The organism is Rhizobium leguminosarum, from assembly GCF_019798305.1.
Classification (GTDB): domain Bacteria; phylum Pseudomonadota; class Alphaproteobacteria; order Rhizobiales; family Rhizobiaceae; genus Rhizobium; species Rhizobium leguminosarum_U.
Window position 1 is genome coordinate 26,361 of the sequence record NZ_JAAXDD010000004.1, and the last position, 23,061, is coordinate 49,421.

The window sequence follows — 23,061 nt, forward strand, 5'->3', positions numbered from 1 at the left end:
TTTCACTTAGCTTACCGATGTTTAACTGGGTCTTCCGTGGCTGCTGCCATATCTTCTTTCGTGAGGGGACACCTTACGAAAGGCAAACACGATGTACCGCAACAAGCTGATACTGGCAGCGCTTTCCTCCACCCTCATCTTCGGCGCAGCCGCCGGGGCAGGCTTTGCCGCACCGGGCGACGGACCGCGCCAGCATGCCGGCATGGGCCGGCCCGGTCCGGGCGCCGCTGCCTTCCGCGAAATCACCTATGTCCGCATGCTGAAGCAGTTCGACACGAACAAGGACGGACAGATCTCCAAGGACGAGGCGACCGCCGGCATCGACAAAATCTTCGCTGCGATCGACACCAACAAGGACGGTTCGCTGACACCGGGCGAAATCCGTGAGTACCGGAAAACGCAGACGCAGGCGATGAGAGATCAGCGCAAGCAGAAGGCCGGCGAAAACAAGGATGCGAACGCCGCACCCACGGCACCTGAAACCGCCGATAACAACGACCAGGGACAGCCGCCGCGCGACGGCCACGACGGTCGTGACGGACATCGCTGGATGCGCCATGGCGGCAACTTCATGCGCGCCTCGCTGATGATGCAACGGATCGACTCCGACCAGAACGGCCAGATCTCCAAACATGAAGCCACAGCTGCCTTCGACAAGCTGTTTGCGCGGATGGACCGCAACAAGGATGGCGTCATCTCGATCGACGACATGCCGGACCGGCCGCTTCTGTAAAGCCGAACGAACCATTCCTCCCGCTCCATTCCCGCTCCGGCAGAAAGGAGCGGGGGAATTGTGAATGCGTGTCGTTCGGCCGAACCGCGCGCTTGAGCCCTTACTCGCGGTGTTCGTAGAAATCCTGGACGATCTTCCATGCCGCTTCTGCCGTATCGACGAAGCTGATCAGTTTTAAGTCGTCCGGCGCGATCGTGCCGAATTCGGCCAATGCCTCGAAATTGATGATGCTCCTCCAGAACGCTTCCCCGAATAGGATCAGCGGCAGGCGCTCCATGCGGCCGGTCTGGATCAACGTCAAGCATTCGAAGAATTCGTCAAGCGTGCCGAAGCCGCCGGGAAAGACCGCGATCGCCTTGGCGCGCACCATGAAGTGCATCTTGCGGACGGCGAAATAGTGGAAGTTGAAGCTGAGTTCCGGCGTCACATAGGCGTTCGGCGCTTGCTCGTGCGGCAGTACGATGTTGAGGCCGATCGAAGGCGCGCCCTCGTCGGCCGCGCCGCGATTGCCTGCCTCCATCACCCCGGGGCCGCCGCCGGTGACGATAACATATTCGTGGAAATTCAGGGTGGCCGAATATCTCGAGCAGAGCCGGGCGAATTTGCGCGCCTCGTCATAATAGACGGAGGCCGCCTCCAGGTTGACCCGCTGGATATCGTTGCGGGCTGCCCAGGCGCTCTGGCCGGGGGCGGGAATGCGGGCGCCGCCGAACATGACGACTGTTGATTTGATGCCGCGTTCGGTCAGCATCATCTCTGTCTTCAACAACTCCAGCTGCAGGCGGATCGGCCGCAATTCCTCGCGGCAGAGGAAATCCTCGTCGACATAGGCAAGGCGGTAGGCAGGCGACAGCGTCTGCGGCGTCTTCGGCACGGCTTCGGCGCGCTGCCTGTCGGTCGAGCTGCTCTTCAGCGGGTCCCATACGCCATCCTTGCGCCGCGAACCGCCGTTTCGTCCCTTCGCCATGTCGAAATGCCTTTCAGTATTGCCGGCTTCGAAGCCGGATATGTCGCTATAACGTCTTGAATCCAGGTATCATCTTGTCGGAAAAATCTTTCCGTTCTACGGCTTCATGCTGTAGAGCAGGGTAAACCCCGCCAACCACAATTCCGGAGACACCCCGTCTCCACGATAAAGATCGAAGTTTAAGGAATTCTCATGAGCGCCACCGACCTCGCATCCCTCGAAAAGATCATCGAAGCCGCCTTCGACAATCGCGACAATGTGAACACGTCGACGAAGGGCGAGGTTCGTGATGCGGTCGAATCAGCGCTCGATCTGCTCGATGCCGGCAAGGCCCGTGTTGCTGAACGCTCCGCCGACGGCGTCTGGACGGTCAATCAATGGCTGAAGAAGGCCGTGCTGCTGTCCTTCCGCCTCAACGACATGGACGTGGTGAAGGGCGGCTCGGGCAATTCCACCTGGTGGGACAAGGTTCCTTCGAAATTCGAGAACTGGGGCGAGAACCACTTCCGCGCCGCCGGCTTCCGCGCCGTGCCGAACTGCGTCGTGCGCCGCTCGGCCTATATCGCCCCGAACGCCATCCTGATGCCCTCCTTCGTCAATCTCGGCGCCTATGTCGGCGAAGGCACGATGGTCGATACCTGGGCGACGGTCGGCTCCTGCGCGCAGATCGGCAAACATGTGCATCTCTCCGGCGGCGTCGGCATCGGCGGCGTGTTGGAACCGATGCAGGCCGGCCCGACGATCATCGAGGACAATTGCTTCATCGGCGCCCGTTCCGAGGTGGTCGAAGGCTGCATCATCCGCGAAGGCTCGGTTCTCGGGATGGGCGTCTATATCGGCAAGTCGACCAAGATCGTCGACCGCGCCACCGGCGAGGTGACCTATGGCGAGGTGCCGCCCTATTCCGTCGTCGTCGCCGGCTCGATGCCGTCGGGCAATGCGACGATGGGCAACGGCCTGCCGGCGCCGCATCTCTACTGCGCCGTCATCGTCAAGCGCGTCGATGAAAGGACACGCTCGAAGACCGGCATCAACGAGCTGCTCAGAGATTGATGACACCGGGACGTTGATCCGGTAAACAGACGGCGTCTTTTTACGCGAGGCGGCCCCGCCTTGCCATGTCTTTGCCATTCCCGCCGGATAGTTCGACCGCCATGACCGCTACCGACCCCGTCGCCAATCTCCAGACGCTGATTCGCTGCCCGTCCGTGACGCCCGCCGAAGGCGGCGCGCTGTCGGCGCTGGAGGCGATGCTTGCGCCACTCGGCTTTTCCGTCGACAAGGTGAAGGCGAGCGAAGAGGGAACACCCGACATCGAAAACCTCTATGCCCGCCTCGGCAGGGACGGGCCGCATCTGATGTTTGCCGGCCATACCGATGTCGTGCCGGTCGGCGACGAATCCGCCTGGACGCATCCGCCCTTTGGCGCCGAGATTTCGAAGGGCGAGCTTTTCGGCCGCGGCGCCGTCGACATGAAGGGCGGCATTGCCTGTTTCGTCGCCGCCGTTGCCCGTCATATCGAGAAAAACGGGCCGCCCAACGGCTCGATCTCCTTCCTGATCACCGGTGACGAAGAAGGCCCGGCGATCAACGGCACGATCAAGCTGCTGCAATGGGCGGCCGAACGCGGCGAGCACTGGGATGCCTCCCTCGTCGGCGAGCCGACCAATCCGGACAGGCTGGGCGACATGATCAAGATCGGCCGGCGCGGCTCGCTGTCGGGCAGGATCACCGTTCACGGCGTCCAGGGCCATGCCGCCTATCCGCATCTTGCCGACAATCCGGTGCGCGGCATGCTGCAACTGACGCACGCGCTGATGAACCCGCCGTTTGACGGCGGCACCGACGATTTCCAGCCGTCGAACCTCGAAGTGACCACGGTCGATGTCGGCAATCCGGCAACCAACGTCATTCCCGCCAAGGCATCGGCAAGCTTCAACATCCGCTTCAACGATAGCTGGACCGCCGAAACGCTGCGTGCCGAAATCCTGCGTCGTCTCGACGCCGCTGCGGGCAACGGCGCGTTGCGGCCGGGCCGCGAACCGGTGGCCTATGATATCGTCTGGGCCGACCGGCCGAGCCATGTCTTCCTGACGCGCAACAATGCGCTGATCGCCTCGCTGTCTTCAGCCGTCGAAAGCATTTCCGGCCAATCGCCGCGGCTTTCGACCACCGGCGGCACGTCGGATGCGCGGTTCATCAAGGATTATTGCCCGGTCGTCGAGTTCGGCCTCGTCGGTCAGACGATGCACATGGTCGATGAGCGCGTCGCTGTCGCCGATCTGGAGATGCTGACGGCGATCTACGAAATCTTCATCGCCCGCTGGTTCGCCAATGCCGGGCTTTAGGGAGGTCCAATATTATCTGGCCGGCCTCTGGCTGCTGATCCGGCTGGATCCGCGCGGCTTCCGCTACCTCGACATGTCCGAGCGCGGCGTCAACCGTTCGTTCTGGGCGATGGCCTGGTGCCTGCCGCCGATGGGGATTTCCTGGCTCTGGTGGCGACAGGCCTTCCTGCGGGCGATGCCGCCGGAAGCCGATGTTGATTTTCCTTTCTACATCAGGCTCGGCCTCGTCGAGGTCGCCAACTGGTTCGTGCCGCTGGTCTTTGCCGGGTTGCTGCTGCTTGCTTTTCGCATGGGCGAGCGTTTCGCCCCCGTCGTCGTCAGCGTCAACTGGCTCGGCGTGCCGCTCTCCTATATTAACGGGCTGCTGCTGGCGCTGGTGTTCTTTCTGCCCGGCTCCGTCGGCCTCGTCTCGCTGCTGCTGCTCGCCTTCATGCTGGCGCAGGTCTTCGTCCTGGCGCGCATTCTCCGGATGATCTGCCACGGTCATGCGCTGATGACCGGGGCGCTGACACTGGTGCTGCTCGTGCCATCAATGATCCTTTCGGAATATCTGCAACACTTCCTCGGCATCTATCCTGCCTGATCAAGCCTCCGATAGATCATCGCTTTCGGCGCCGTCATCATTATCGGTGACCGGCCTTCGGCGATCGGGGATCACGTCGGGATAATCCACCTGCATGAAATAGAGCCCGTCCGGCGGCGCCACCGGGCCGCAGGCCTTGCGGTCGCGCGCCTTAAGCGCTGCCTCGACATCATCAGGCGTCCATTTGCCTTCGCCGGCAAGCTTCAGCGTGCCGGCGAAGGAACGGATCTGGTTGTGGAGAAAACTCTGCGCCGTGGCGCGGATCTCGATCAGCTCGCCGTTACGCGTCACATCCAGCCGGTCGAGCGTGCGCACCGGGCTGTTTGCCTGGCAATGGGCGGCGCGGAAGGTGGAAAAATCGTGCCGACCGACCAGCCGCTGGGCGGCGGCGTGCATGACCTCGTGATCGAGCACCTTCGGCACCCACCAGGCCTTGCCGGCTTCGAGCGCCAGCGGCGCCCGCCGGCTGACGATGCGATAGAGGTAATGGCGCCGCAGCGCCGAAAAACGCGCATCGAAGAACTCGGGAGCCACCTCGACGTCGAGAATGGAGACCCGCTCGCCGGCGAGCCGCAGATGCGCGTTCAAGGCATTCTGCAGCTGGTAGGGCGACCACGCCTTCGAAAGATCGGCATGGATCACCTGCCCCATGGCGTGGACGCCGGAATCGGTGCGTCCCGCGCCGCGGACCGACACTGCCTCGCCGGTCAGCGACAGCACCGCGGCCTCGATCGCGCCCTGCACCGAATGGCCATTTTCCTGCCGCTGCCAGCCGACATAGGGGCGGCCGTCATATTCGACGGTCATGCGGAAACGCGGCATCAGGAAAGCCTCGTGCCCGCCGCAAGCGGCGTGCCCCTGAGGAAATCGGCCGCCGCCAGCGGCTTGCCGCCGGCCTTCTGCAGCCTGGTCAGCCGCACCGCGCCCGAAGCGCAGGCGACCACAAGATCATCCGTCAGCAATTGCCCGGCAGCACCCTGCCCCTCAGCCAGTTCGGACGCCAGCACTTTCACCCGCTCCGGCTTGCCGCCGATTTCGAGCTCGAACCAGGCCCCCGGAAACGGCGCCAGGCCACGGATGTGATTGTGCACGTCCTTGGCATCCCTGGAAAAATCGATGCGGGTCTCGGCCTTGTCGATCTTGGCGGCATAAAGCACGCCGGCTTCCGGCTGCGGCGTCAGCGGCAGATCGTTCATCTCCAGCTTCACCATGGCCTCTGCCATCGCCTTGGCGCCCACGAGCATCAGCCGGTCGTGCAGCTCGCCGGCCGTCATGTTCGGGCCGATCTCGACCTCGCGGGTCAGCGCTACGGCACCGGTATCCAAGCCCTTGTCCATCTTCATCACCATCATGCCGGTCTTTGCGTCGCCGGCCATGATCGCCCGCTGGATGGGTGCGGCACCGCGCCAGCGCGGCAGCAACGAGGCATGACCGTTGTAGCAGCCATCCCGGGTGCCATTCAAAATCGCTTCCGGCAGCAATAGCCCGTAAGCAACGACGACGCCGACATCGGCATTGAACGCGCGAAACCTTTCACGCTCCTCGGGGGCCTTGAAATTGACCGGGGTGAAGACCGGGAGGCCGAGCAGTTCTGCCGCCTGATGCACCGGCGATTTCTGGAGATCAAGCCCGCGCCGACCGCCCGGCCGTGGCGGCTGCGTATAGACAGCAACGATCCGGTGGCCGGCATCGACGAGCAGGCGCAGGGTTGGAACCGAGAACTCCGGGGTTCCCATGAAGATGATGCGAAGAGACATTTTATCTCGCCAATTGAGGATCAGCCGTCTTCAAACGGGTTTACGAGCTTGAGATCAAGCCCCTCGAAATCTCTGGTGTTGCGGGTAGCAAGCGTCGCGCCGTTCGTAAGGCAGATGGCGGCAATCATAGCATCCTGGACAGAAATCGGCCGCCCCATGCTTTCGCGTTTCGCCCGCAAGCGACCGGTTGCCATGGCCGTTTCCAAATCCCAGCCGGCGATCCGGTCGCGAAACTGGCCTTTCACCAAATTCTCGATCGCGCGAAAGAAGCGGTCCGATCCTGTCTTCAAGAAAACCCTTTCGGCTCCGTAAATCTGCTCCGTCAAGCCAACCGTGCAAAGCCAGATTCTCGAGCTATCCTGCCGCAATATCCAGGTCTTCACCTTTTCATTCGGCAATGGCCTGGCGAACTCGGAAATCACATTCGTATCGAGAACGATCATTCGAAATACTCGAACGGCCGGCCGAAATCCTTTTTCCGCTCGGCCTCGATTTTGTCCATGATTGCAGCAAATTCATCGTCGACTGCGTTTTCGCTGACGAAAGCGGCGCGTATTGCTTCGTACGCCGACAAAGTCTCGGGCCTTGCTTCTGTTTTTCTTTTCAGCGCTTCCCGCAAAAGCTCCTTGGCCTCGTCAGAAAGGCTGTTGCCGCTCCGCTGCGCCGATTCCGCAATGTCTCGCTTCATTGCTTCGGAAATATTTCTGATCAGAAAATCACCCATTCGGCACCTCCGTCATGATATCAGTGATATCATAGTGCCTGGCCGGTGAATTTTCAACGCAGCGTCAGAGCGCCTTGGACTTCGCCGCCTTGGTGAATTTCTTGATCACCATCTCCCGCTTCAGCCGCGAGATGTGATCGATGAAGAGCACACCGTTCAGGTGGTCGATCTCATGCTGCAGGCAGGTGGCAAGCAGCCCGTCGGCTTCTACGGTCTGCTCCTTGCCGTTGCGGTCGAGATATTTGACCGAGACGGTGGCCGGCCGTTCGACCTCGGCATAATAATCCGGAATCGAAAGACAGCCTTCCTCATAGACGGAGCGCTCGTCGGAGGATTTGACGATCTCAGGATTGATGAAGACCTGCGGCTGCTTTTCCTCGCCCTCGCGCGCGATGTCGATGACGAGCATGCGGCGCGGCACGCCGATCTGGATCGCGGCAAGGCCGATGCCCGGCGCGTCGTACATGGTTTCCAGCATATCGTCGGCAAGACGCTGCAGGTCGGAATCCACCCGCTCGATCGGCTTGGACAGCTGGCGGAGAACGGGATCGGGAAGAATGATGAGTGGCTTGATGGTCATGGCGTTCCCATAACCCATCTTTTCCGACTATGGAATTATCCGGTAGGCGCGGAATACGCTTTTTTGCATCCCCGTCTGGAATTTTGCCATATTGGCCTCAGGCAGCCCGTCGACCAGCACCGGCGGAGCGGCCCTCCGGCCGGGCGCGGAAGCGCCGCAGCAGCTCGATCAGGGTCTCCACCTCGTCCTTGAGCCGGCTGGTTTCCGCCGAGGATTGCTCGACCATGTCTGAATTCTGCTGGGTGATCGCACCCATGTTGCGGACTTCTCCCCACGGGAGGAAGAGCGGTCGCTTGCGAGGATATTGAGGCCACCCCATTCCGTTCACGTTTTGATCTATATATCGCCATTTCTTCTGTTATGCTCGCGGCATGACCATACATTCCGAATCGCTCGCCCTTGCCCTTGCCTCGATCAGCCCGGCCATGGTGGCGCTTGTCGGCGGCGTTCTCGCCGCCTTCGCCCTGCTGGTGATCGTGCTTCTGCTGCGCGGCGTCAGCCTTCGCCGCGAGCAGGCGGAGGAAGCGAGCTTTCGTGCTGAGGAAAACGAAGCGCGCATGGCCGAGCTTTTGAAGATCCAGGCGGAGATGCAGGGCCGCATCGCGGCGATGACCGAGGTCTTCGGCGCGCGGCAGAGCGAACTCAACCAGACGATCAGCCAACGCCTCGACGGCATGTCGCAGCGCGTCAGTTCGACGATCACCGAGCAGACGAAATCGACGCATGAGAACCTGCAGCGGCTGCAGGAGCGGCTGGCGGTCATTGATGCCGCGCAGAACAATATCCAGACGCTCGCCAAGGATGTCGTCGGGCTGCAGGCCATTCTGTCCAACAAGCAGACGCGCGGCGCCTTCGGCCAGTCCAGGATGGAAACGATCGTCGCCGACGGTCTGCCGATGGGCGCCTACGCCTTCCAGCAGACACTGTCCAACGGTTCGCGGCCGGACTGCACGATCCGCATGCCGAACGGCGCGCCGCCGCTTGTCATCGACGCGAAATTTCCGCTCGAAGCCTGGAATGCGATCCGCGACGCCGGCAACCCCGAGGCCGGCAAGATCGCCGGCCAGCAGTTCCGCCGCGACATGGAGGTCCATATAAAGGACATTTCCGAGAAATACCTGATCCAGGGGGAGACCCAGGATACGGCCTTTCTCTTCGTGCCGTCGGAATCGATCTTCGCCGAGATCCACGAGCATTTCGAGCCGGTGGTGCAGAAGGCGCACCGCGCACGCATCGTCATCGTCTCACCGTCGCTGCTGATGCTGTCGATCCAGGTCATCCAGGCCGTGCTCAAGGATCAGCGCATGCGGGCGCAGGCGCATCTGATCCAGGGTGAAGTGGCGATACTGATGGACGACCTCAGCCGCCTCGACGAGCGGGTGCGCAAGCTGCAGGGCCATTTCGCCATGGCGCAGAAGGATATCGACATGGTGGTCACGTCAGCCGACAAGCTCACCAGGCGCGGCGCCAAGATCGAAGCGCTGGAATTCGAGGCGGGCGGCGGCGATGCAAGCTCCGCCCGCGACGGCGAGGCCGCGGCCAAATCGGTAGAAAGCCGCACCGGTCTTCTGAAGCTCCGGGTGGTTGACGAGGAGTGATCGCTTCGGGCAGTGTCTCGCCCGCATGAAACAGTAGGAGCATGATGTCGTCCGCATGCTCCAGAAGACGGGACACATTCATGATCACAGTTTTCGGGTCCATCAACATGGATCTCATCGCCACGACCGAGCGCCTGCCGAAGCCCGGCGAGACGGTGGCCGGCAACGGCTTTGCGACGGCCGCCGGTGGCAAGGGCGCCAACCAGGCGCTGGCAGCGCGCCGCGCCGGCCGCTACGTGCATATGGCCGGCGCCGTCGGCAAGGATGCCTTTGCTGCGGAGGCGCTGGCCCTGCTCGATGATGCAGGCACCGACCTGTCCCTCATCAACCATGTCGACGGTCCAACAGGTACGGCGCTGATCCTTGTCCGCGGCGACGGCGAGAACATGATTGCCGTCGTTCCCGGCGCCAATGGCCAAGTCGCGCCTGCCGATGCCGAGACGGCGATCGGCCGCATGAACGAAGGCGATATCCTGATGCTGCAGCTCGAAGTACCGGCTGCTGCCGTCGAGCGCGCGCTGTCGGCTGCCCGCGCCAAGGGCGTCACCAGCATCCTCAACCTCGCGCCGCTGATCCCCGATGCGCCGCGTCTCGGCCGGCTTGCCGATATCGTCATCGCCAACGAGACCGAATTCGAGAGGCTCGCCGGGCAGGAGAGCATGGACGCCCAAGCGCGCGAGGCAGCCCTTGCGCGCCTGCATGCGGAGACGGGCCAGACGCTGATCGTGACGCTCGGCGCCGACGGGGTCATCGCCATCCGCGACGGGGCGATTTCACGAGCGCAGGGTCTCAAGATCGAACCTGTCGATACGGTCGGCGCAGGAGACACATTCTGCGGCTATTTCGCCGCGAGCCTCGACGACGGCCTCGATTTTGTCTCGGCGCTGCGTCGTGCGGCGGTTGCCGGTTCGCTCGCATGCCTCAAGGCAGGGGCGCAACCTTCGATCCCCTTGAGCGAGGAAGTCGCAGACAGGATATAGGGGCGTCTCTTTGCGAAACCGCCGGCAAAACTCCCTGTAATTCAGGGCGTTCCGGCGATTTTCCTTGTCTCGATCGATCGAGTTTCATTCAAATTTAAGAGATCTCCGGCGATGTTGCCCGTGGTCGCCGGTTCCTTGCACTTTTGGAATCCAGCTGTCCACTGCATAATTCCTTAAATCGGAATCGATTTAAGGATAAAATTATGCAGCCATTCAAAGTGCTACAGCGTCCTTTGCGCGTCTCGAAAAGACGCGCGGCGCTGTAGGCGGCTGCTCCATGACGGGGCGAAGCCTTTGCTCCTGCGCCGGAGAATGCCCGTTCGGCGCATCCTTGCCCGAGGGCCCCATGTTCATTTTTCGCATGAAATCGCTTGCCGCGAAACTTATCGTCATCACCGGCATCGCTATCGCGCTTGTTCTCATTGTTTCGAACTTTTTCCTCATCGGCCAGACCCGGGATCGCGTCCAGACGCTGACGATGGATCAGGCCAACCTCGAGGCGAAATCGATCGCCAACGAAATCGCCGCCCATGTCGGCGAACTCGCCAGCGCCGCTCGCACCATGTCGGGCGTCATCGGCCGTGGCCATGACGGCAAATCGCTCGACCGCAAGGGCATGATCAACGTGCTGAAGGCCAATCTCGAGCAGAACGCCTTCGCCTTCGGCAGCTGGTTCTGCGAACAACTCGGCGCGCTTGACGGCAAGACCACCGAGATTGCCAACAACAATGACGAAGGCACCAACAAGAACGGCGCCTTCACGCCCTACTGGTCGAAGACCAAGGACGGCGGCATCCAATATTCGACCTTCGACAATGACTATACCGCCGCATGGTGGAAGCTTGCCGCCGACAGCGGCAAGGGCGCGATCACCACGCCCTATATGGCCGAGGGAACGGATGTGCCGACGCTACTGACCTCGATTGCCTATCCGGTCATGTCTGATGGCAAGATGATCGGCGTCAGCGGCGTCGATATTTCGCTGAAGTCGTTGACCGACAAGCTGCAGGCGCTGCATCCTTTCGGTTCGGGCCGAGTCACGCTGCTGTCGCAGGCCGGCAACTGGATCGTCGCGCCGATCCCCGACCTGATGACCAAGGAATATGACGGCGAGGGTACCGACATCGTCAAGTCGGCGCTGTCGAGCAAGCAGCCCGGCCTCGTCAGGAACCTCAGCTATGACGGCCTCGATCCCTTCGATCGCGTCGTCTATCCGTTCGCGGTCCCCGGCGTCAACGCCACCTGGGTCGTGCTCGTCGACGTGCCGCACACGGCGATCAACGCGCCGGTGCGCGACCAGACTTATATGATGATCATCAACGGGCTGATCGTGCTTGGCGCGGTCATGCTGGCGCTCTATTTCGCGGTCCGCTCTTTCGTGCAGCGGCCGCTCGGCGGGCTGGTCGCCAGCGTCAGGGCGCTGAGCGACGGCCAATATGGCGAACCAATCGCCGCCCAGGACCGCAGCGACGAAGTCGGTTCGGTCGCCAAGGCGCTCGAAGGCTTCCGCTTCACGCTCGCCGACAGCCGCCGCATCGAAGACGAGGCCGCCAACCAGCGCCAGGCCGCCGAGACCGAGCGCAGCCGCTCGGAATCGGAACGCCAGGAATCGGTGTCGCTGCAGCGCCATATCGTCTCGATCGTCGGCGCCGGCCTTTCCGCGCTGTCGCAAGGCAATCTCAGCCACCGCATCACCGATGAGTTCCCCGGCGAATACGGCAAGCTGAAACAGGATTTCAACGCCGCCCTTGCGAGCCTCGAAGAGACGATCAACACGATGAACCTCAGCGTCGCCAACATCGGCTCCGGCACCGGCGAAATCAGCAACAGCGCTTCCGACCTCGCCAAGCGCACCGAGCAGCAGGCCGCAAGCCTGGAAGAGACGGCGGCGGCGCTCAACGAGCTCACCGCGCAGGTCGATTCCAGCGCCGAGAATGCGCGCACGGCGGCCGACAACGTCAACCTCGCCTGCCAGGATGCGGAAAAGTCGGGCGAAGTGGTGCAGAAGGCGATTGCCTCGATGCAAGGGATCGAACAATCTTCGACGGAGGTTTCGCGGATCATCGGCGTCATCGACGAGATCGCCTTCCAGACCAACCTGCTCGCCCTGAATGCGGGTGTCGAGGCGGCGCGTGCCGGGGAAGCCGGCAAGGGTTTTGCCGTCGTCGCCCAGGAGGTACGTGAACTCGCGCAGCGTTCGGCCAATGCCGCCAAGGAAATCAAGACGCTGATCAACAGCTCGGCCGTCCAGGTCAAGGAAGGCGTCGATCTCGTCGGGCGCGCCGGCGGCACGCTGCACAAGATCGCCGAACAGGTGATGGGCATCAACGACCTCATCCGGCAGATCTCGGCATCGGCGAGCGAACAGGCTGTCGGCTTGAAGGAAATCAACCAGGCCATGAACCAGATGGACCAGGTAACGCAGCAGAATGCGGCGATGGTGGAGGAAGCGACCGCCGCCAGCGTCGCACTCAACGACGAGGCACAGACGCTGAAGGCGCTCGCCACCCGCTTCAATGTCTCGGGTTCGGAGAACGCCGCAGCGCTTGGCTCGGTCGCGCAAAAGATGCGGGCGCCGACAGCCGCGGCCCCTTCGCCTCGCGCCCCCGCGGTCCGTCGCTCCGTTGTCCCGTCGCGCGGGTCCGCGGCCGTGGCGCAAGACAGCTGGGAAGAGTTCTGATCGATTAACCCCTCATAATGTAAAAAGGCGCCTGAGAGATCAGGCGCCTTTTGCATGCGAGAATAGATGCGTTATCGCGCGGCGTGCGTCAGGCAGCGTTCGACGTCTGCTCTTCGTTGAGGAAGGCATAGATCGCCTGGGAGGAATCGGTGGCGCGCAGCTTGGCGACCAGATCGTGATCGCGCAGCACGCGGGCGATACGCGACAGAGCCTTGAGATGATCGGCGCCTGCGCCCTCCGGCGCAAGCAGCAGGAACACGAGATCGACCGGTTGATCATCTAGCGCCTCGAAATCGACGGGCTGCTCCAGCCGGGCGAAGATACCGACGATCGAATGGATGTTTCCCAGCTTGCCGTGGGGAATGGCGATGCCGTTGCCGACGCCGGTCGAGCCCAGGCGTTCGCGCTGCAGGATAACGTCGAAGATCTCCCGTTCGGAAAGCCCGGTGATCCTGGCGGCTCTTGCAGCCAATTCCTGAAGCAACTGTTTCTTGGAATTTACTCTGAGGGCGGGAATGATCGCATCCTGATGGAGCAAATCTGCCAATGCCATTTCTTTTTCCTTCTGTCGCCGGGATCAAATGCAAGGAGCGGCGGAACACCGCCGCTCACCACGCTGATCTCAGCCTTTGATACTGGCTGAATCGATCCAGCCAATATTTCCGTCGTGCCGACGGTAAACGATGTTCAGATGTTCCTTGCCGGGGCTGCGGAACAGAAGAAGCGGCTCGTCGGTCATGTCGAGCGCCATCACGGCGGTGGCGACCGACATGGTCTTCAGCTGCTTCGTGCTTTCAGCAACGATGGCCGGAGCGAAATCGTCGGCGATTTCATCATCGTGATCAGGAACGGAATCCATAACCGTGTAGGAGACCTCTGCAAAACCATTCAGATGGTTTCCGGCGTGATGGTCCTTCAGCTTGCGCTTGTAACGCCGCAGCCGTTTTTCGATCCGCTGCGAGGCGGCGTCGAAAGCCAACTGCGGGTCGGTCGCTTCGCCAGCCGCATGCAGTACCACCCCGCTGTCGAGATGAAGCTTGCAGTCCGCCGAGTAACGAGAACTCGCCTTTTCCACGGTCACCTGGCCGGAATATCCCCCGTCGAAGTATTTCGTGATGGCCATACCAATTTGGTCCTCGATCTTTTGACGGAAGGATTCACCAATTTCCATATGTTTCCCGGATACACGCACACTCATGGAGTTTCCCTTCTTATGGTCGTTTGCGGGTATCAGTTTACGCCAAGCCTCAGGTTCATCCAAGCACTTCGCACAATCTCAAGCAAGATCGGCTTAGGCCTGCGGGTCCTTGGTACCCTTCTGATGCTGGGGATAACTCCAGACGCCGTTCGCGGCATCGATTGCGGCGGGCTTCTAGCCACAGCATGCCCAAAAGTCAATAGGGCGCCGAATCACCCTCGGCGGCACGTGTGGCGGATACCTTGTCGGGCAAGGCATATCGCCAATCGCCAGCCCATCCACTTTACGCGTTTCGCGCTTGCGTTGCGTCCCTTCTTGCGGGGATCGTCATGGCGGCGACACCTGATATGACGCAGACGAGTCCGACCCAGGCCGTCTGGCTCAGCCTTTCGCCGAGAAAGACGATGCCGATCGCAACACCGATCGGCACTCTGAGATAGGCTTGCGAGGTGGTTCCGACCGAACCCAGCGTCTGGACGAGACGGAAATAGATCGTAAAGGCAAGGGCCGTCGAAAAGGCGGAGAGGGCAAGTAGCGCCAGCATCGATGCCGCCGACGGATTGAGTTCCCATGGCTGATCGACGACAAGGCTCATAGGCAGGAGAATGACCGCGCCTGAAATCAACGAGCCGGCCGCCGGCACTGCGGGATCGAGCCCCTTGAAGTTCTTGCTGAAAATCGCGGCACCTGCATAGCAGATGGTCGCCAGGATGATGGCCAGCTGCGCCATCAGGCTTTCGCCGAGACCGCCGAGCGCTTCAACGCCGATGACAAGGCAGATGCCGACAAGCCCCGCGATGACGCCGAAAAGCCTTCGCAGTGTCACCTGCTCATGGCGGGTCATCAGCACGGTCAGCAGGAAGGTGAAGATCGGCGTTGCCGAATTCAGGATCACCGCCAATCCGGCATCGACGGACTGTTCTGCCCAGGCGATCAGCGTGAAGGGGACGACGCTGTTCAGACAGGCCTGAACGAAAAACCGGCGCCAGGTCGCACCATCGCGCGGCAGGCGGACACGCCGGCGGCGCAGCACGGCAAGCAGAATGCCGCCGGCAATCAGCGTGCGGGCGGCGATCAGCGTTAGCGGCGGGATAGTCTCGACGCCGATCTTGATGAAGCTATAGGAGGAACCCCAGAGGGTCGCCAGCACCAGCAGCAGGAAATGCTCCCTGGCAAGGTTCGGATTTTGCGGCGTCATCGTCGGCATTTCGATCTTCATTGAAGACAATTCAAAGGGTTGCGGCGCCGTTGCGCGTCTGAAAAGGCGCAGGGCACCGGAGAGGAATAACGGGATTTTCAGGCCGGATGCTTCGATCGAGGTCGAAGCATTGCTGCGTCAGAAGCCCGCGACCTTGGCGAGTGCCCGCTTCTCGCGGCGGCGCTGGACCGAAGAGGCGATGTTCATTGCCTCCCGGTATTTCGCAACCGTGCGGCGGGCGAGATCGACGCCGCCCTTCTTCAGCATGTCGACGATATCGTCATCGGAAAGCACCGCCTCCGGGCTCTCCTGCAGGATCAGCGCACGGATCTTGTGACGCACGGCCTCGGCCGAATGACTGTCGCCGCCCGCGACCGCGCTGATCGAGACAGTGAAGAAATATTTGAGTTCGAAGAGGCCGCGCGGCGTCAGCATATATTTGTTCGACGTGACGCGGCTGACGGTGGATTCATGCATCTTGATCGCCTCGGCGACCGTTTTCAGGTTCAGCGGGCGCAGGCAATCGACGCCATGCAGCAGGAAGGCGTCCTGCTGGCGGACGATTTCACTGGCCACCTTCATGATGGTTTTTGCCCGCTGGTCGAGGCTGCGCGTCAGCCAGTTGGCGCTCTGCAGGCAATCGGAGAGGAACGCGTGGTCCTCGCCGTTCTTCGTCACACGGGAAAAATAGGACTGGTTGACCAGCACGCGCGGCAACGTATCCGGATTGAGCTCGACCAGCCAGCCGCCGTCCGAAGAGGCTCTGACGACCACATCCGGCATGATCGCTTCGGAAACACCTGCCTCGAAACCGCTGCCGGGCTTGGGATTGAGCTGGCGGATCTCGCCGAGCATGTCGAGAAGATCTTCCTCGTCGACGCCGCAGAGCCGCTTCAACGTGGCGAAATCACGCCGCGCCAGGAGTTCGAGGTTTTCGACCAGAGCCTGCATGGCGGGGTCATACCGGTCCTTCTGCCTGAGCTGGATCGCCAGGCATTCGGCGAGGCTGCGGGCGAAAACACCCGGCGGATCGAGGCTCTGGAGGGTGGCGAGCACCCGTTCGGCCTGTGCAAGGCTCGTGCCCAGCCTCTCGCCCGCCTCGACGATATCGGCCTGCAGATAACCGCAGTCGTCGAGCTGGTCGACGAAATTCTGCGCGATCAGCCGGTCGGCCATGTCAGGCAGGACGAAGGGGATCTGCTGGGCGAGATGATCACGCAGCGACACCTGGCCGGCGACGAAATCATCGAGATCGTAGTCGGCGCCCTCGCCGCTGCCCGGCATCGATTTCCACTGGCTGACGAGCTCCGGCGCATCGAGGCGCTGCGGGGCACCGTCATCAGGAAAGACATTGGTGTAATTGGCGTCGAGTTCGTCGTTCAGCCGGCTCGTGCTGGCGCTGCCGCCATTGTCATACCAGTCGCTGGAAAGCGCCTCGGTCCGGTTGTCGTAACCGTCATCCGACCCGGCATCCTCCGGCTGATGAGCATACTCGCCATCTTCGGATTCGCCGCGTTCGCCGCCCCCCTCGCCGTCATTCGACGGAAATTCGAGCAGCGGGTTCTTCTCGACTTCCTGGGCGATGAACTGGGTGAGTTCAAAATGCGTCATCTGCAGCAACTGGATGGATTGCATCAGTTGCGGTGTCATCACCAGGGACTGGGTCTGGCGCAGGAAAAGATTGGCGGACAGTGCCATGACGGACGCGAAACTCCCCTCAATTCCTCCGGGAAACCGCGTCCAATCAAGGCTTCAGGCCGCGGAAATCCAAGTTGGCCCAAAAATTGCTTTTTTATCGGATTTGGTCAAGCGGAACTATGCCGACAAGGTGAATTTCTGCGGGCGGCCCGGCATCAGAGGCTGAAATTGTCGCCGAGGTAGAGCCGGCGCACTTCCGGATTGTTGACGATGTCGTTCGCCCGGCCATGGGTCAGCACCTCACCGGCATGGATGATGTAGGCGCGGTCGATGAGACCCAGCGTCTCGCGCACATTGTGGTCGGTGATGAGAACGCCGATGCCGCGTGCCGTCAGGTGGTGAACGAGATTCTGGATGTCGGCGACCGAGATCGGGTCGACGCCGGCGAAGGGCTCGTCGAGTAGCATGAAGGTCGGGTCGGTCGCAAGCGCACGCGCGATTTCGAGGCGGCGGCGCTCACCGCCGGACAGGGCGACGGCGGCACTCTTGCGCAGCTTCTGGATATGGAATTCCTCCAGCAGCTCGTTCAGCTTCTGCTCGCGCTCGGCCTTGTCCTTCACATGCACTTCGAGGACGGCGCGGATATTCTCTTCCACCGTCAGCCCGCGGAAAATCGAGGCTTCCTGCGGCAGGTAACCGACGCCAAGGCGCGACCGGCGGTACATCGGCATGGTCGTGACGTCGTTGCCGTCGATCTCGATTGTGCCTTCATCCACCGGCACAAGGCCGGTGATCATATAAAAACAGGTGGTCTTGCCGGCGCCGTTCGGGCCGAGCAGGCCAACGGCCTCGCCACGGCGCACCACCAGCGAAACGCCGTTGACGACGCGCCGCGTCGCATAGGTCTTCGTCAGACCGCGTGCGATCAGCGTTCCCTGATAGCGGCTCTTGTCGGCGGCACCCGCAGCTTGTGGCCCGGGCTTGCCGAACATGGTGGATAGCGATGATAATTTCACGTGGGAGGCCGGCTTCTCAGTTCTGCTTCTGCTGCGGTGTATTCGGCTTCGATTTCGGATCGAGCTGAATCTGGACACGCCCGCCGCAGCTTTCAAGCTCCGCCTGGCCAGTCTGCATGTGAACCGTCAGTTTGCAGCCGGTGAAGACGTTCGGCCCGTCCGACAGAATAACCTTGTTCCCCTCATTTGCCGTGAGGGTGAATGTTTGCGAGGCCATGTCGAAATTGCCGTCATCGGCGGTCGCCGTCTGCGTGCCAGAGGTCAGGAGGACCTTGTCCGTCACCAGGATCTTGTCGATATCAGCACTTCCCGATGCAAGCGAGGCCGACTGCTCCGGCTGGGCAGCGGGTTGCGCGCCGTCAGCAGCCGGCTTTGCCGCCTTGTCCTTGTAATAGACGGTCATCTTGCCGGACTGCATCGTCGTCGTGCCCTGGACGACCTTGACCTTGCCGGTGAAGAGCGCGGTGTGTTCCTGGTCATGGATCTCAAGCTTGTCGCTTTCGATCTGGATCGGCTGGTCGTTGGAAAGCTTCATGCCCGACATCGTGGTCGACTGCGCACCCGCGCCCGAGGCCGTCAGAATAAGGGCAAATGCGCCGGCAATGAATGCCATGCCTGTCTTGCAAGTGGAAATGCGACAATCTTTTGTCATGGATGACCCGGCTGGTTAGGTGCCCTGTTTATGGATGGTGGACGGATCGACATTCATTCGAACATTCCCCTCGAATGTGATCACCCGCCCCTTATCGGTTATCTGAAGCGTGTTCGCAACAATGGAGGCATTGTCCTTGGTGATGGTAACGGGGTCGTCGCTCCGCATGTTTCCGCCCTTGATGTCGAGCTGCGCGGACTGGAAATTCGCATTGAGGCCGCTGCTCAGCACCAGGGTGAAGGGGGCCGTCATATGCAGGTTGTCGGTGGCGCGGTTGTAATCGGCGGTCGAGGCGACGACGCGGGCGATCAGGCCGTCATTCATCGGCACGGCGGCCTTGATCGTCTCGAGCGTGATGAGATTGGGATTGCGGATATCCTGCAGAGCCCTTTCGGCCAGCATCGAATAGTTGATGCCGTCGGAATTGCGTCCTGATATCGCCGGCTTTTCCATCACGACCTTGCCGTTCTCGATCTTGGCGCCTTCCATCTTGACATTCTCGGGCAGATAGATGCTGACCAACGCCACCGCGGTGAGGCTCGCCGCGATGATGAGGGCGGCCACCGGCAGCAATATCTTCAGCCGCCGCACGCGGGCGGAATGGAACAACGCGTCGCCATAGGCGCTCCTGCCTGACCCTGAATAGGCGGCATGTCCGTTGTTCTTCAGGGTATCGAGCATAGGCCTCGTCCATGTGCGGTGATCGCCGCGCCTCGATAACAAAGCCGGCCGCCAATCACAGTTCGTTTCGCATTATTACATTGGCTTGCCAATATGGAATTTTTTCTGCAACAAGCAACAAAACGGAAAAACATTCAAAAGTGGCATTCGTACGGGCCGCTGCCACCCTATTTCACCGGATTGATCGGCGGCATGCCGAAGCCGGTGCCAGCGCTGGAGGTTTCCATGGACAGTTCGATCATTGCGGATCGCCGGCGGCTGCGCCGCAAGCTCGGCTTCTGGCGCCTCTTCGCGGTGGCCCTCATCGTGGCACTTGGTTTCGCCTTCTACCGCTTTGCCCTCGGCGATGCCGGGACGCAGCGCCCGCATATCGCCCATGTGACGATATCCGGACTGATCGTCGACGACGACGAGCTTCTGGAGCGGCTGAAGAAGGTCGAGACCAGCGACCAGGTGAAGGCGGCGGTGATTTCGATCTCCTCGCCCGGCGGTACGACCTATGGCGGCGAAAAAATCTTCAAGGCGATCCGTGCGATATCGGCCAAGAAGCCTGTCGTCTCCGACGTGCGCACGCTTGCCGCGTCCGCCGGATACATGATCGCCACCGCCGGCGATACGATCATTGCCGGCGACAGCTCGATCACCGGCTCGATCGGCGTCATCTTCCAGTATCCGCAGATCCAGCCGCTGCTCGACAAGATCGGCGTGTCGCTGCAGGAGATCAAGTCTTCGCCGCTGAAGGCCGAGCCCTCGCCCTTCCACGAGGCGAGCGAAGAGGCCAAGGCGATGATCCGCAGCATGGTGGTCGACAGCTATAACTGGTTCGTCGACCTGGTTGCCGACCGGCGCAAGCTGCGGCGCGACGAGGTGCTGAAACTGGCCGACGGCACCATCTATACCGGCCGCCAGGCGCTGAAGGTGAAACTCGTCGATGCAATTGGCGGCGAGGCTGAGATCCGCGCCTATCTGACGTCACGCGGCGTCGACAGCGATCTGCCAATGGTGGACTGGGACAAGAAGAGCAATACGCCCTTTCTGCTCGCTGGGGCTGTTTCTCGGTTGATTACGATCTTCGGTTATGATGATCTCATGAAAACCCAGGATATCAATGGAATCCTGCCCCCAAAGTTGCTTCTTGACGGGCTGCTTTCAGTTTGGCAGGTTGGCCATGATTGATAAGAAATCAATAATTTAAGGGGGCGAAAGTGATCAAGTCCGAATTGGTGCAGATTGTTGCGGCACGCAACCCGCATCTCTATCATCGCGACGTCGAGAATATCGTCAACGCGGTTCTCGACGAGATCACGGATGCACTGGCTGCGGGTAACCGTGTCGAATTGCGCGGCTTTGGCGCCTTTTCGGTCAAGAACCGCCCTTCCCGCTCCGGCCGCAACCCGCGGACCGGCGATACCGTCTTCGTCGAGGAGAAGTGGGTTCCCTTCTTCAAGACCGGCAAGGAACTGCGCGAGCGGCTCAATCCCGGCCAGGCCGACGAAGAGGATTGAACCGTCGCTGCCTGCGGCGAAACCGCACTTGAACTCGAGGGCCGTTTTCCTATTCTGGTAACGCATCGTGCTTTGCGTGTCCTATCAAGGACACATAGCGCTGCAAGCATGAAACGCGCCCTGCAAAAAGACCGGCGCAATCTGCCGCGTGGAGACCTCAAATGGCCAAGAAGATTGTCAACCTGTTGATTCTGCTGCCGCTCGGCGTCATCCTCATCGTCTTTTGCGTCGCCAACCGGCAGATCGTCACGCTCGCCTTCAATCCGTTCCGGCCCGAAGACCAGGTGCTTGCAGTTTCCGCGCCCTTCTTCGTCTTCCTGTTCATCGCGCTGATCGCCGGCATGCTGATCGGCGCGGCCGCCACCTGGTTCAGCCAGGGCAAACACCGCAAGCGCGCCCGCACCGAGGCCAAGGAAGCCATTCGCTGGCAAGGCGAGGCCGACCGCCACAAAAACCGTGCCGAGGAAATCGCCGGGCAGCTGCCGGCGCGATAAAACCGGATTGGCATGTCGACGGCCAGCTTTGGCGGCGTCTCAAACCGGAAAAAAGCTCAATTCCTCATAGTCACCCTCCGGCGAGGCGCCGTTGCCGGTCACCTGGAACCCGTGGGAAAGGTAGAACGCCTTCGCCCGCCGGTTCTTCACCAGGCATTTCAGCCTGTACCGGTGTTGCGGCCATTCCGGCAGGGCGTACAGCAGCGCCGTGCCAGCGCCCTGTCCCTGGAATTCAGGGCTGATATAGAGCATGTGGATGAAGTCGTCCTCCGGCCAGAGTGACAGGAAGCCGGCGACGCTGCCGCGTTCATGCGCGCAGACGAAGACCGTCTCGCCGTTGGTATGAACGGCGAAATCCTCGCGATAGAACTTGCCGGGATCGACCCAGACGAATGTTTCGCGGCGCACGGAAAGATAAATCTCCGCGAGCATTTCCTGGTCTTCCGCCCGCGGCGGCCTGATGGTCCACGTCATGACGTCGATTTAAACAAACCCTCAGCCCGCGCCAAGCCTAACCGGCCGCCGTCTTCGCGACGACGGCGGCATTGAAATCCGAAAAGAACCCTTCGGCGAGCTTCTGCGAGGTCGAATCGAGCAGGCGGGCACCGAGCCGGGCGAGCCTGCCACCGAGTTCGGCCTTCGACCGGTAGTGCAGGATGGTCTCGGCCCCCCTTTCCTCAAGCACGATATCGGCGCTGCCCCTGGCGAAGCCGGCAAGACCGCCCTTGCCTTCGGCCGACAATGTGTAGCTCTTCGGCGCATCGACATTGGAAAGCGTCAGCAACCCATGAAAAGTCGCAGACAGCAGGCTGAACTTGACCTTGATCGTCGCCTCGAAAGCGCTCGGCGACAGCCGCTCGATGCTCTGACAGCCTGGAATGCAGCCGCGCATGATCTCGGGATCGTTGAGCGCTGCCCAGACGACGTCCCGCGGCGCGGCGATGCGTTCTTCGCCAGTGAAATCCATTCGATAGCCCCATCTCCGGTCAGCTCATCTTATCCCAGCGGGAAAGCGCTTTGCCAAGGCGGGACGGAATGTTATCTGCCGGGTTCCGACCTGGCACACATTTGACACACATAGGGGATGGGCCGATGAACGACGAACTGAAGCCGTGGAGCGTGACGGCAAGCCGCATCACCTATGAAGATCGCTGGATCCGGGTCCGGAGCGACGATTGCGTCACCGCCGATGGAACCGTCATCGCGCCATTCCATGTGCTCGATTATCCTGACTGGATCAACGTCATTCCGCTGATGCCCGACGGGCGCGTGCTGCTGACGCGGGAATACCGGCACGGCCGCGGCGAGATCGTGGCCGGTCTCGTCGCCGGCGGCGTCGAACCCAGCGATAGCGAGACCGGCGATGCGGCGATGGCGGCGGCACGGCGCGAACTGCGGGAAGAGACCGGCTATGAAGCCTCGACCTTCGTCAAGCTGCTCACCTCCTATCCGAATGCCGCCAGCCACAGCAACGTGGTGACGAGCTGGCTGGCGCTGGGTCTCAGCCGGGCCGGCGAACCATCTTTCGACCCCGGCGAGAAGGTCGACCTGCTGTTTGCGGATCTTGGTGCCATCCTGAGCGACCTGCAGTCCGGCGCCGTCATCATGCAATCGATGCATGTCGCAGCCCTCTATGCGGCGGAAAGCTGGCTTCGCACACAGACCTCCGAGGGTTTGAAATAGGCGCCGCGCCGGGAGACCCTGTCGTTTGCCCGGGTCAGGTCGGCTG

The 23,061-nt window shown here is 61.6% G+C and carries 26 protein-coding genes and 1 pseudogene; 11 read left to right on the forward strand and 16 right to left on the reverse strand.

Annotated features, from left to right (window positions below):
• Positions 1-91: 91 nt before the first annotated feature.
• Positions 92-733, forward strand: a complete 642-nt coding sequence (locus HFO99_RS08175; protein WP_222332404.1) for a calcium-binding protein — start codon at positions 92-94, stop codon at positions 731-733.
• Positions 734-833: 100 nt separating this feature from the next.
• Here HFO99_RS08175 and HFO99_RS08180 read toward each other — a convergent pair whose 3' ends face one another.
• A complete protein-coding gene (locus HFO99_RS08180; protein WP_222332405.1) occupies positions 834-1,700 on the reverse strand; it encodes an LOG family protein in 867 nt (288 codons plus the stop codon).
• 192 nt (positions 1,701-1,892) lie between these two features.
• On the opposite strand from HFO99_RS08180, the gene dapD reads away from it, so the two are divergent.
• The 3 genes from dapD (at position 1,893) to HFO99_RS08195 (ending at position 4,631) form a co-directional block, all read left to right on the forward strand.
• Positions 1,893-2,753, forward strand: coding sequence for a 2,3,4,5-tetrahydropyridine-2,6-dicarboxylate N-succinyltransferase (dapD, locus tag HFO99_RS08185; protein ID WP_222332406.1), 861 nt, complete (start codon positions 1,893-1,895; stop codon positions 2,751-2,753).
• A gap of 101 nt (positions 2,754-2,854) precedes the next feature.
• Entirely contained in the window at positions 2,855-4,048 is a 1,194-nt protein-coding gene (dapE, locus tag HFO99_RS08190) for a succinyl-diaminopimelate desuccinylase (RefSeq protein WP_222360457.1), read from the forward strand.
• Complete coding sequence (locus tag HFO99_RS08195) at positions 4,035-4,631, forward strand: hypothetical protein (protein ID WP_222332408.1); 597 nt, start codon at positions 4,035-4,037, stop codon at positions 4,629-4,631. Before dapE ends, HFO99_RS08195 begins: the two co-directional genes overlap by 14 nt.
• On the opposite strand, the gene truA is transcribed toward HFO99_RS08195, so the two are convergent.
• From truA to HFO99_RS08225, 6 genes and pseudogenes are all read right to left on the reverse strand, one after another.
• Positions 4,632-5,453: a tRNA pseudouridine(38-40) synthase TruA gene (truA, locus tag HFO99_RS08200; RefSeq protein ID WP_222360459.1), complete on the reverse strand. Its 822-nt coding sequence runs from the start codon at positions 5,451-5,453 to the stop codon at positions 4,632-4,634. It lies immediately after the preceding gene.
• Positions 5,453-6,388 carry a methionyl-tRNA formyltransferase gene (gene fmt / locus HFO99_RS08205; protein ID WP_222360461.1) on the reverse strand — a complete coding sequence of 312 codons (936 nt, stop codon included), beginning with the start codon at positions 6,386-6,388 and terminating at the stop codon, positions 5,453-5,455. The genes truA and fmt overlap by 1 nt, the downstream gene beginning before the upstream one ends.
• Positions 6,389-6,408: 20 nt before the next feature.
• Positions 6,409-6,831, reverse strand: coding sequence for a type II toxin-antitoxin system VapC family toxin (locus tag HFO99_RS08210; protein WP_222248282.1), 423 nt, complete (start codon positions 6,829-6,831; stop codon positions 6,409-6,411).
• Entirely contained in the window at positions 6,828-7,112 is a 285-nt protein-coding gene (locus HFO99_RS08215; protein WP_222360480.1) for a FitA-like ribbon-helix-helix domain-containing protein, read from the reverse strand. Before HFO99_RS08215 ends, HFO99_RS08210 begins: the two co-directional genes overlap by 4 nt.
• Before the next feature lie 64 nt (positions 7,113-7,176).
• Positions 7,177-7,692 (reverse strand): peptide deformylase, encoded by a 516-nt coding sequence (gene def / locus HFO99_RS08220; protein ID WP_222332412.1) that lies wholly within the window; start codon positions 7,690-7,692, stop codon positions 7,177-7,179.
• Between the two features lie 97 nt (positions 7,693-7,789).
• A pseudogene (locus tag HFO99_RS08225) lies at positions 7,790-7,957 on the reverse strand (globin-coupled sensor protein); the annotation flags it as partial.
• A gap of 106 nt (positions 7,958-8,063) precedes the next feature.
• Here HFO99_RS08225 and HFO99_RS08230 point away from each other — a divergent pair.
• The 3 genes from HFO99_RS08230 to HFO99_RS08240 all read left to right on the forward strand — a co-directional run bounded on the left by HFO99_RS08230 (position 8,064) and on the right by HFO99_RS08240 (position 12,950).
• Complete coding sequence (locus tag HFO99_RS08230; RefSeq protein WP_222332413.1) at positions 8,064-9,290, forward strand: DNA recombination protein RmuC; 1,227 nt, start codon at positions 8,064-8,066, stop codon at positions 9,288-9,290.
• Between the two features lie 80 nt (positions 9,291-9,370).
• Positions 9,371-10,270: a ribokinase gene (locus HFO99_RS08235; RefSeq protein WP_222360482.1), complete on the forward strand. Its 900-nt coding sequence runs from the start codon at positions 9,371-9,373 to the stop codon at positions 10,268-10,270.
• A gap of 346 nt (positions 10,271-10,616) precedes the next feature.
• Complete coding sequence (locus tag HFO99_RS08240; protein ID WP_222360485.1) at positions 10,617-12,950, forward strand: methyl-accepting chemotaxis protein; 2,334 nt, start codon at positions 10,617-10,619, stop codon at positions 12,948-12,950.
• Between the two features lie 88 nt (positions 12,951-13,038).
• On the opposite strand, the gene ptsN is transcribed toward HFO99_RS08240, so the two are convergent.
• The 7 genes from ptsN to lptC form a co-directional block, all read right to left on the reverse strand.
• Complete coding sequence (ptsN, locus tag HFO99_RS08245; RefSeq protein WP_018070085.1) at positions 13,039-13,503, reverse strand: PTS IIA-like nitrogen regulatory protein PtsN; 465 nt, start codon at positions 13,501-13,503, stop codon at positions 13,039-13,041.
• Between the two features lie 69 nt (positions 13,504-13,572).
• Entirely contained in the window at positions 13,573-14,148 is a 576-nt protein-coding gene (gene hpf, locus HFO99_RS08250) for a ribosome hibernation-promoting factor, HPF/YfiA family (protein WP_017958734.1), read from the reverse strand.
• A gap of 283 nt (positions 14,149-14,431) precedes the next feature.
• The gene (locus HFO99_RS08255) at positions 14,432-15,355 is read right to left on the reverse strand and encodes a DMT family transporter (RefSeq protein WP_222360945.1); all 924 of its coding nucleotides are present in this window, start codon (positions 15,353-15,355) and stop codon (positions 14,432-14,434) included.
• A 129-nt stretch (positions 15,356-15,484) separates the two neighbouring features.
• A complete protein-coding gene (gene rpoN, locus HFO99_RS08260) occupies positions 15,485-17,044 on the reverse strand; it encodes an RNA polymerase factor sigma-54 (RefSeq protein ID WP_222332416.1) in 1,560 nt (519 codons plus the stop codon).
• A gap of 155 nt (positions 17,045-17,199) precedes the next feature.
• Positions 17,200-17,976, reverse strand: a complete 777-nt coding sequence (gene lptB / locus HFO99_RS08265) for an LPS export ABC transporter ATP-binding protein (protein WP_003556077.1) — start codon at positions 17,974-17,976, stop codon at positions 17,200-17,202.
• Between the two features lie 40 nt (positions 17,977-18,016).
• Entirely contained in the window at positions 18,017-18,652 is a 636-nt protein-coding gene (locus HFO99_RS08270) for an LptA/OstA family protein (RefSeq protein ID WP_222299069.1), read from the reverse strand.
• Between the two features lie 15 nt (positions 18,653-18,667).
• Positions 18,668-19,333, reverse strand: coding sequence for an LPS export ABC transporter periplasmic protein LptC (lptC, locus tag HFO99_RS08275; protein ID WP_222360487.1), 666 nt, complete (start codon positions 19,331-19,333; stop codon positions 18,668-18,670).
• 225 nt (positions 19,334-19,558) lie between these two features.
• On the opposite strand from lptC, the gene sppA reads away from it, so the two are divergent.
• From sppA to HFO99_RS08290, 3 genes are all read left to right on the forward strand, one after another.
• Positions 19,559-20,509 carry a signal peptide peptidase SppA gene (gene sppA / locus HFO99_RS08280; protein ID WP_222248296.1) on the forward strand — a complete coding sequence of 317 codons (951 nt, stop codon included), beginning with the start codon at positions 19,559-19,561 and terminating at the stop codon, positions 20,507-20,509.
• A 29-nt stretch (positions 20,510-20,538) separates the two neighbouring features.
• Positions 20,539-20,838, forward strand: a complete 300-nt coding sequence (locus HFO99_RS08285) for an integration host factor subunit beta (RefSeq protein ID WP_003544934.1) — start codon at positions 20,539-20,541, stop codon at positions 20,836-20,838.
• A gap of 161 nt (positions 20,839-20,999) precedes the next feature.
• The gene (locus HFO99_RS08290) at positions 21,000-21,332 is read left to right on the forward strand and encodes a LapA family protein (protein WP_222360489.1); all 333 of its coding nucleotides are present in this window, start codon (positions 21,000-21,002) and stop codon (positions 21,330-21,332) included.
• A 39-nt stretch (positions 21,333-21,371) separates the two neighbouring features.
• Here HFO99_RS08290 and HFO99_RS08295 read toward each other — a convergent pair whose 3' ends face one another.
• Both HFO99_RS08295 and HFO99_RS08300 read right to left on the reverse strand, forming a co-directional pair.
• The gene (locus HFO99_RS08295) at positions 21,372-21,806 is read right to left on the reverse strand and encodes a GNAT family N-acetyltransferase (protein WP_222332418.1); all 435 of its coding nucleotides are present in this window, start codon (positions 21,804-21,806) and stop codon (positions 21,372-21,374) included.
• A gap of 37 nt (positions 21,807-21,843) precedes the next feature.
• A complete protein-coding gene (locus HFO99_RS08300) occupies positions 21,844-22,299 on the reverse strand; it encodes an SRPBCC family protein (protein WP_222360492.1) in 456 nt (151 codons plus the stop codon).
• Positions 22,300-22,367: 68 nt separating this feature from the next.
• Between HFO99_RS08300 and HFO99_RS08305 the strand changes: the two genes are divergently transcribed.
• Positions 22,368-23,015, forward strand: a complete 648-nt coding sequence (locus HFO99_RS08305; protein WP_222360494.1) for an NUDIX hydrolase — start codon at positions 22,368-22,370, stop codon at positions 23,013-23,015.
• The last annotated feature ends 46 nt before the right edge of the window (positions 23,016-23,061 follow it).

Bases quoted from the DNA above. Each gene is read 5' to 3' on its own strand.
- HFO99_RS08175 (WP_222332404.1), top strand. From the start codon at position 92: ATGTACCGCAACAAGCTGATACTGGCAGCGCTTTCCTCCACCCTCATC.
- HFO99_RS08180 (WP_222332405.1), bottom strand. From the start codon at position 1,700: ATGGCGAAGGGACGAAACGGCGGTTCGCGGCGCAAGGATGGCGTATGG.
- dapD (WP_222332406.1), top strand. From the start codon at position 1,893: ATGAGCGCCACCGACCTCGCATCCCTCGAAAAGATCATCGAAGCCGCC.
- dapE (WP_222360457.1), top strand. From the start codon at position 2,855: ATGACCGCTACCGACCCCGTCGCCAATCTCCAGACGCTGATTCGCTGC.
- HFO99_RS08195 (WP_222332408.1), top strand. From the start codon at position 4,035: ATGCCGGGCTTTAGGGAGGTCCAATATTATCTGGCCGGCCTCTGGCTG.
- truA (WP_222360459.1), bottom strand. From the start codon at position 5,453: ATGCCGCGTTTCCGCATGACCGTCGAATATGACGGCCGCCCCTATGTC.
- fmt (WP_222360461.1), bottom strand. From the start codon at position 6,388: ATGTCTCTTCGCATCATCTTCATGGGAACCCCGGAGTTCTCGGTTCCA.
- HFO99_RS08210 (WP_222248282.1), bottom strand. From the start codon at position 6,831: ATGATCGTTCTCGATACGAATGTGATTTCCGAGTTCGCCAGGCCATTG.
- HFO99_RS08215 (WP_222360480.1), bottom strand. From the start codon at position 7,112: ATGGGTGATTTTCTGATCAGAAATATTTCCGAAGCAATGAAGCGAGAC.
- def (WP_222332412.1), bottom strand. From the start codon at position 7,692: ATGACCATCAAGCCACTCATCATTCTTCCCGATCCCGTTCTCCGCCAG.
- HFO99_RS08230 (WP_222332413.1), top strand. From the start codon at position 8,064: ATGACCATACATTCCGAATCGCTCGCCCTTGCCCTTGCCTCGATCAGC.
- HFO99_RS08235 (WP_222360482.1), top strand. From the start codon at position 9,371: ATGATCACAGTTTTCGGGTCCATCAACATGGATCTCATCGCCACGACC.
- HFO99_RS08240 (WP_222360485.1), top strand. From the start codon at position 10,617: ATGTTCATTTTTCGCATGAAATCGCTTGCCGCGAAACTTATCGTCATC.
- ptsN (WP_018070085.1), bottom strand. From the start codon at position 13,503: ATGGCATTGGCAGATTTGCTCCATCAGGATGCGATCATTCCCGCCCTC.
- hpf (WP_017958734.1), bottom strand. From the start codon at position 14,148: ATGAGTGTGCGTGTATCCGGGAAACATATGGAAATTGGTGAATCCTTC.
- HFO99_RS08255 (WP_222360945.1), bottom strand. From the start codon at position 15,355: ATGCCGACGATGACGCCGCAAAATCCGAACCTTGCCAGGGAGCATTTC.
- rpoN (WP_222332416.1), bottom strand. From the start codon at position 17,044: ATGGCACTGTCCGCCAATCTTTTCCTGCGCCAGACCCAGTCCCTGGTG.
- lptB (WP_003556077.1), bottom strand. From the start codon at position 17,976: ATGTTCGGCAAGCCCGGGCCACAAGCTGCGGGTGCCGCCGACAAGAGC.
- HFO99_RS08270 (WP_222299069.1), bottom strand. From the start codon at position 18,652: ATGACAAAAGATTGTCGCATTTCCACTTGCAAGACAGGCATGGCATTC.
- lptC (WP_222360487.1), bottom strand. From the start codon at position 19,333: ATGCTCGATACCCTGAAGAACAACGGACATGCCGCCTATTCAGGGTCA.
- sppA (WP_222248296.1), top strand. From the start codon at position 19,559: ATGGACAGTTCGATCATTGCGGATCGCCGGCGGCTGCGCCGCAAGCTC.
- HFO99_RS08290 (WP_222360489.1), top strand. From the start codon at position 21,000: ATGGCCAAGAAGATTGTCAACCTGTTGATTCTGCTGCCGCTCGGCGTC.
- HFO99_RS08295 (WP_222332418.1), bottom strand. From the start codon at position 21,806: ATGACGTGGACCATCAGGCCGCCGCGGGCGGAAGACCAGGAAATGCTC.
- HFO99_RS08300 (WP_222360492.1), bottom strand. From the start codon at position 22,299: ATGGATTTCACTGGCGAAGAACGCATCGCCGCGCCGCGGGACGTCGTC.
- HFO99_RS08305 (WP_222360494.1), top strand. From the start codon at position 22,368: ATGTTATCTGCCGGGTTCCGACCTGGCACACATTTGACACACATAGGG.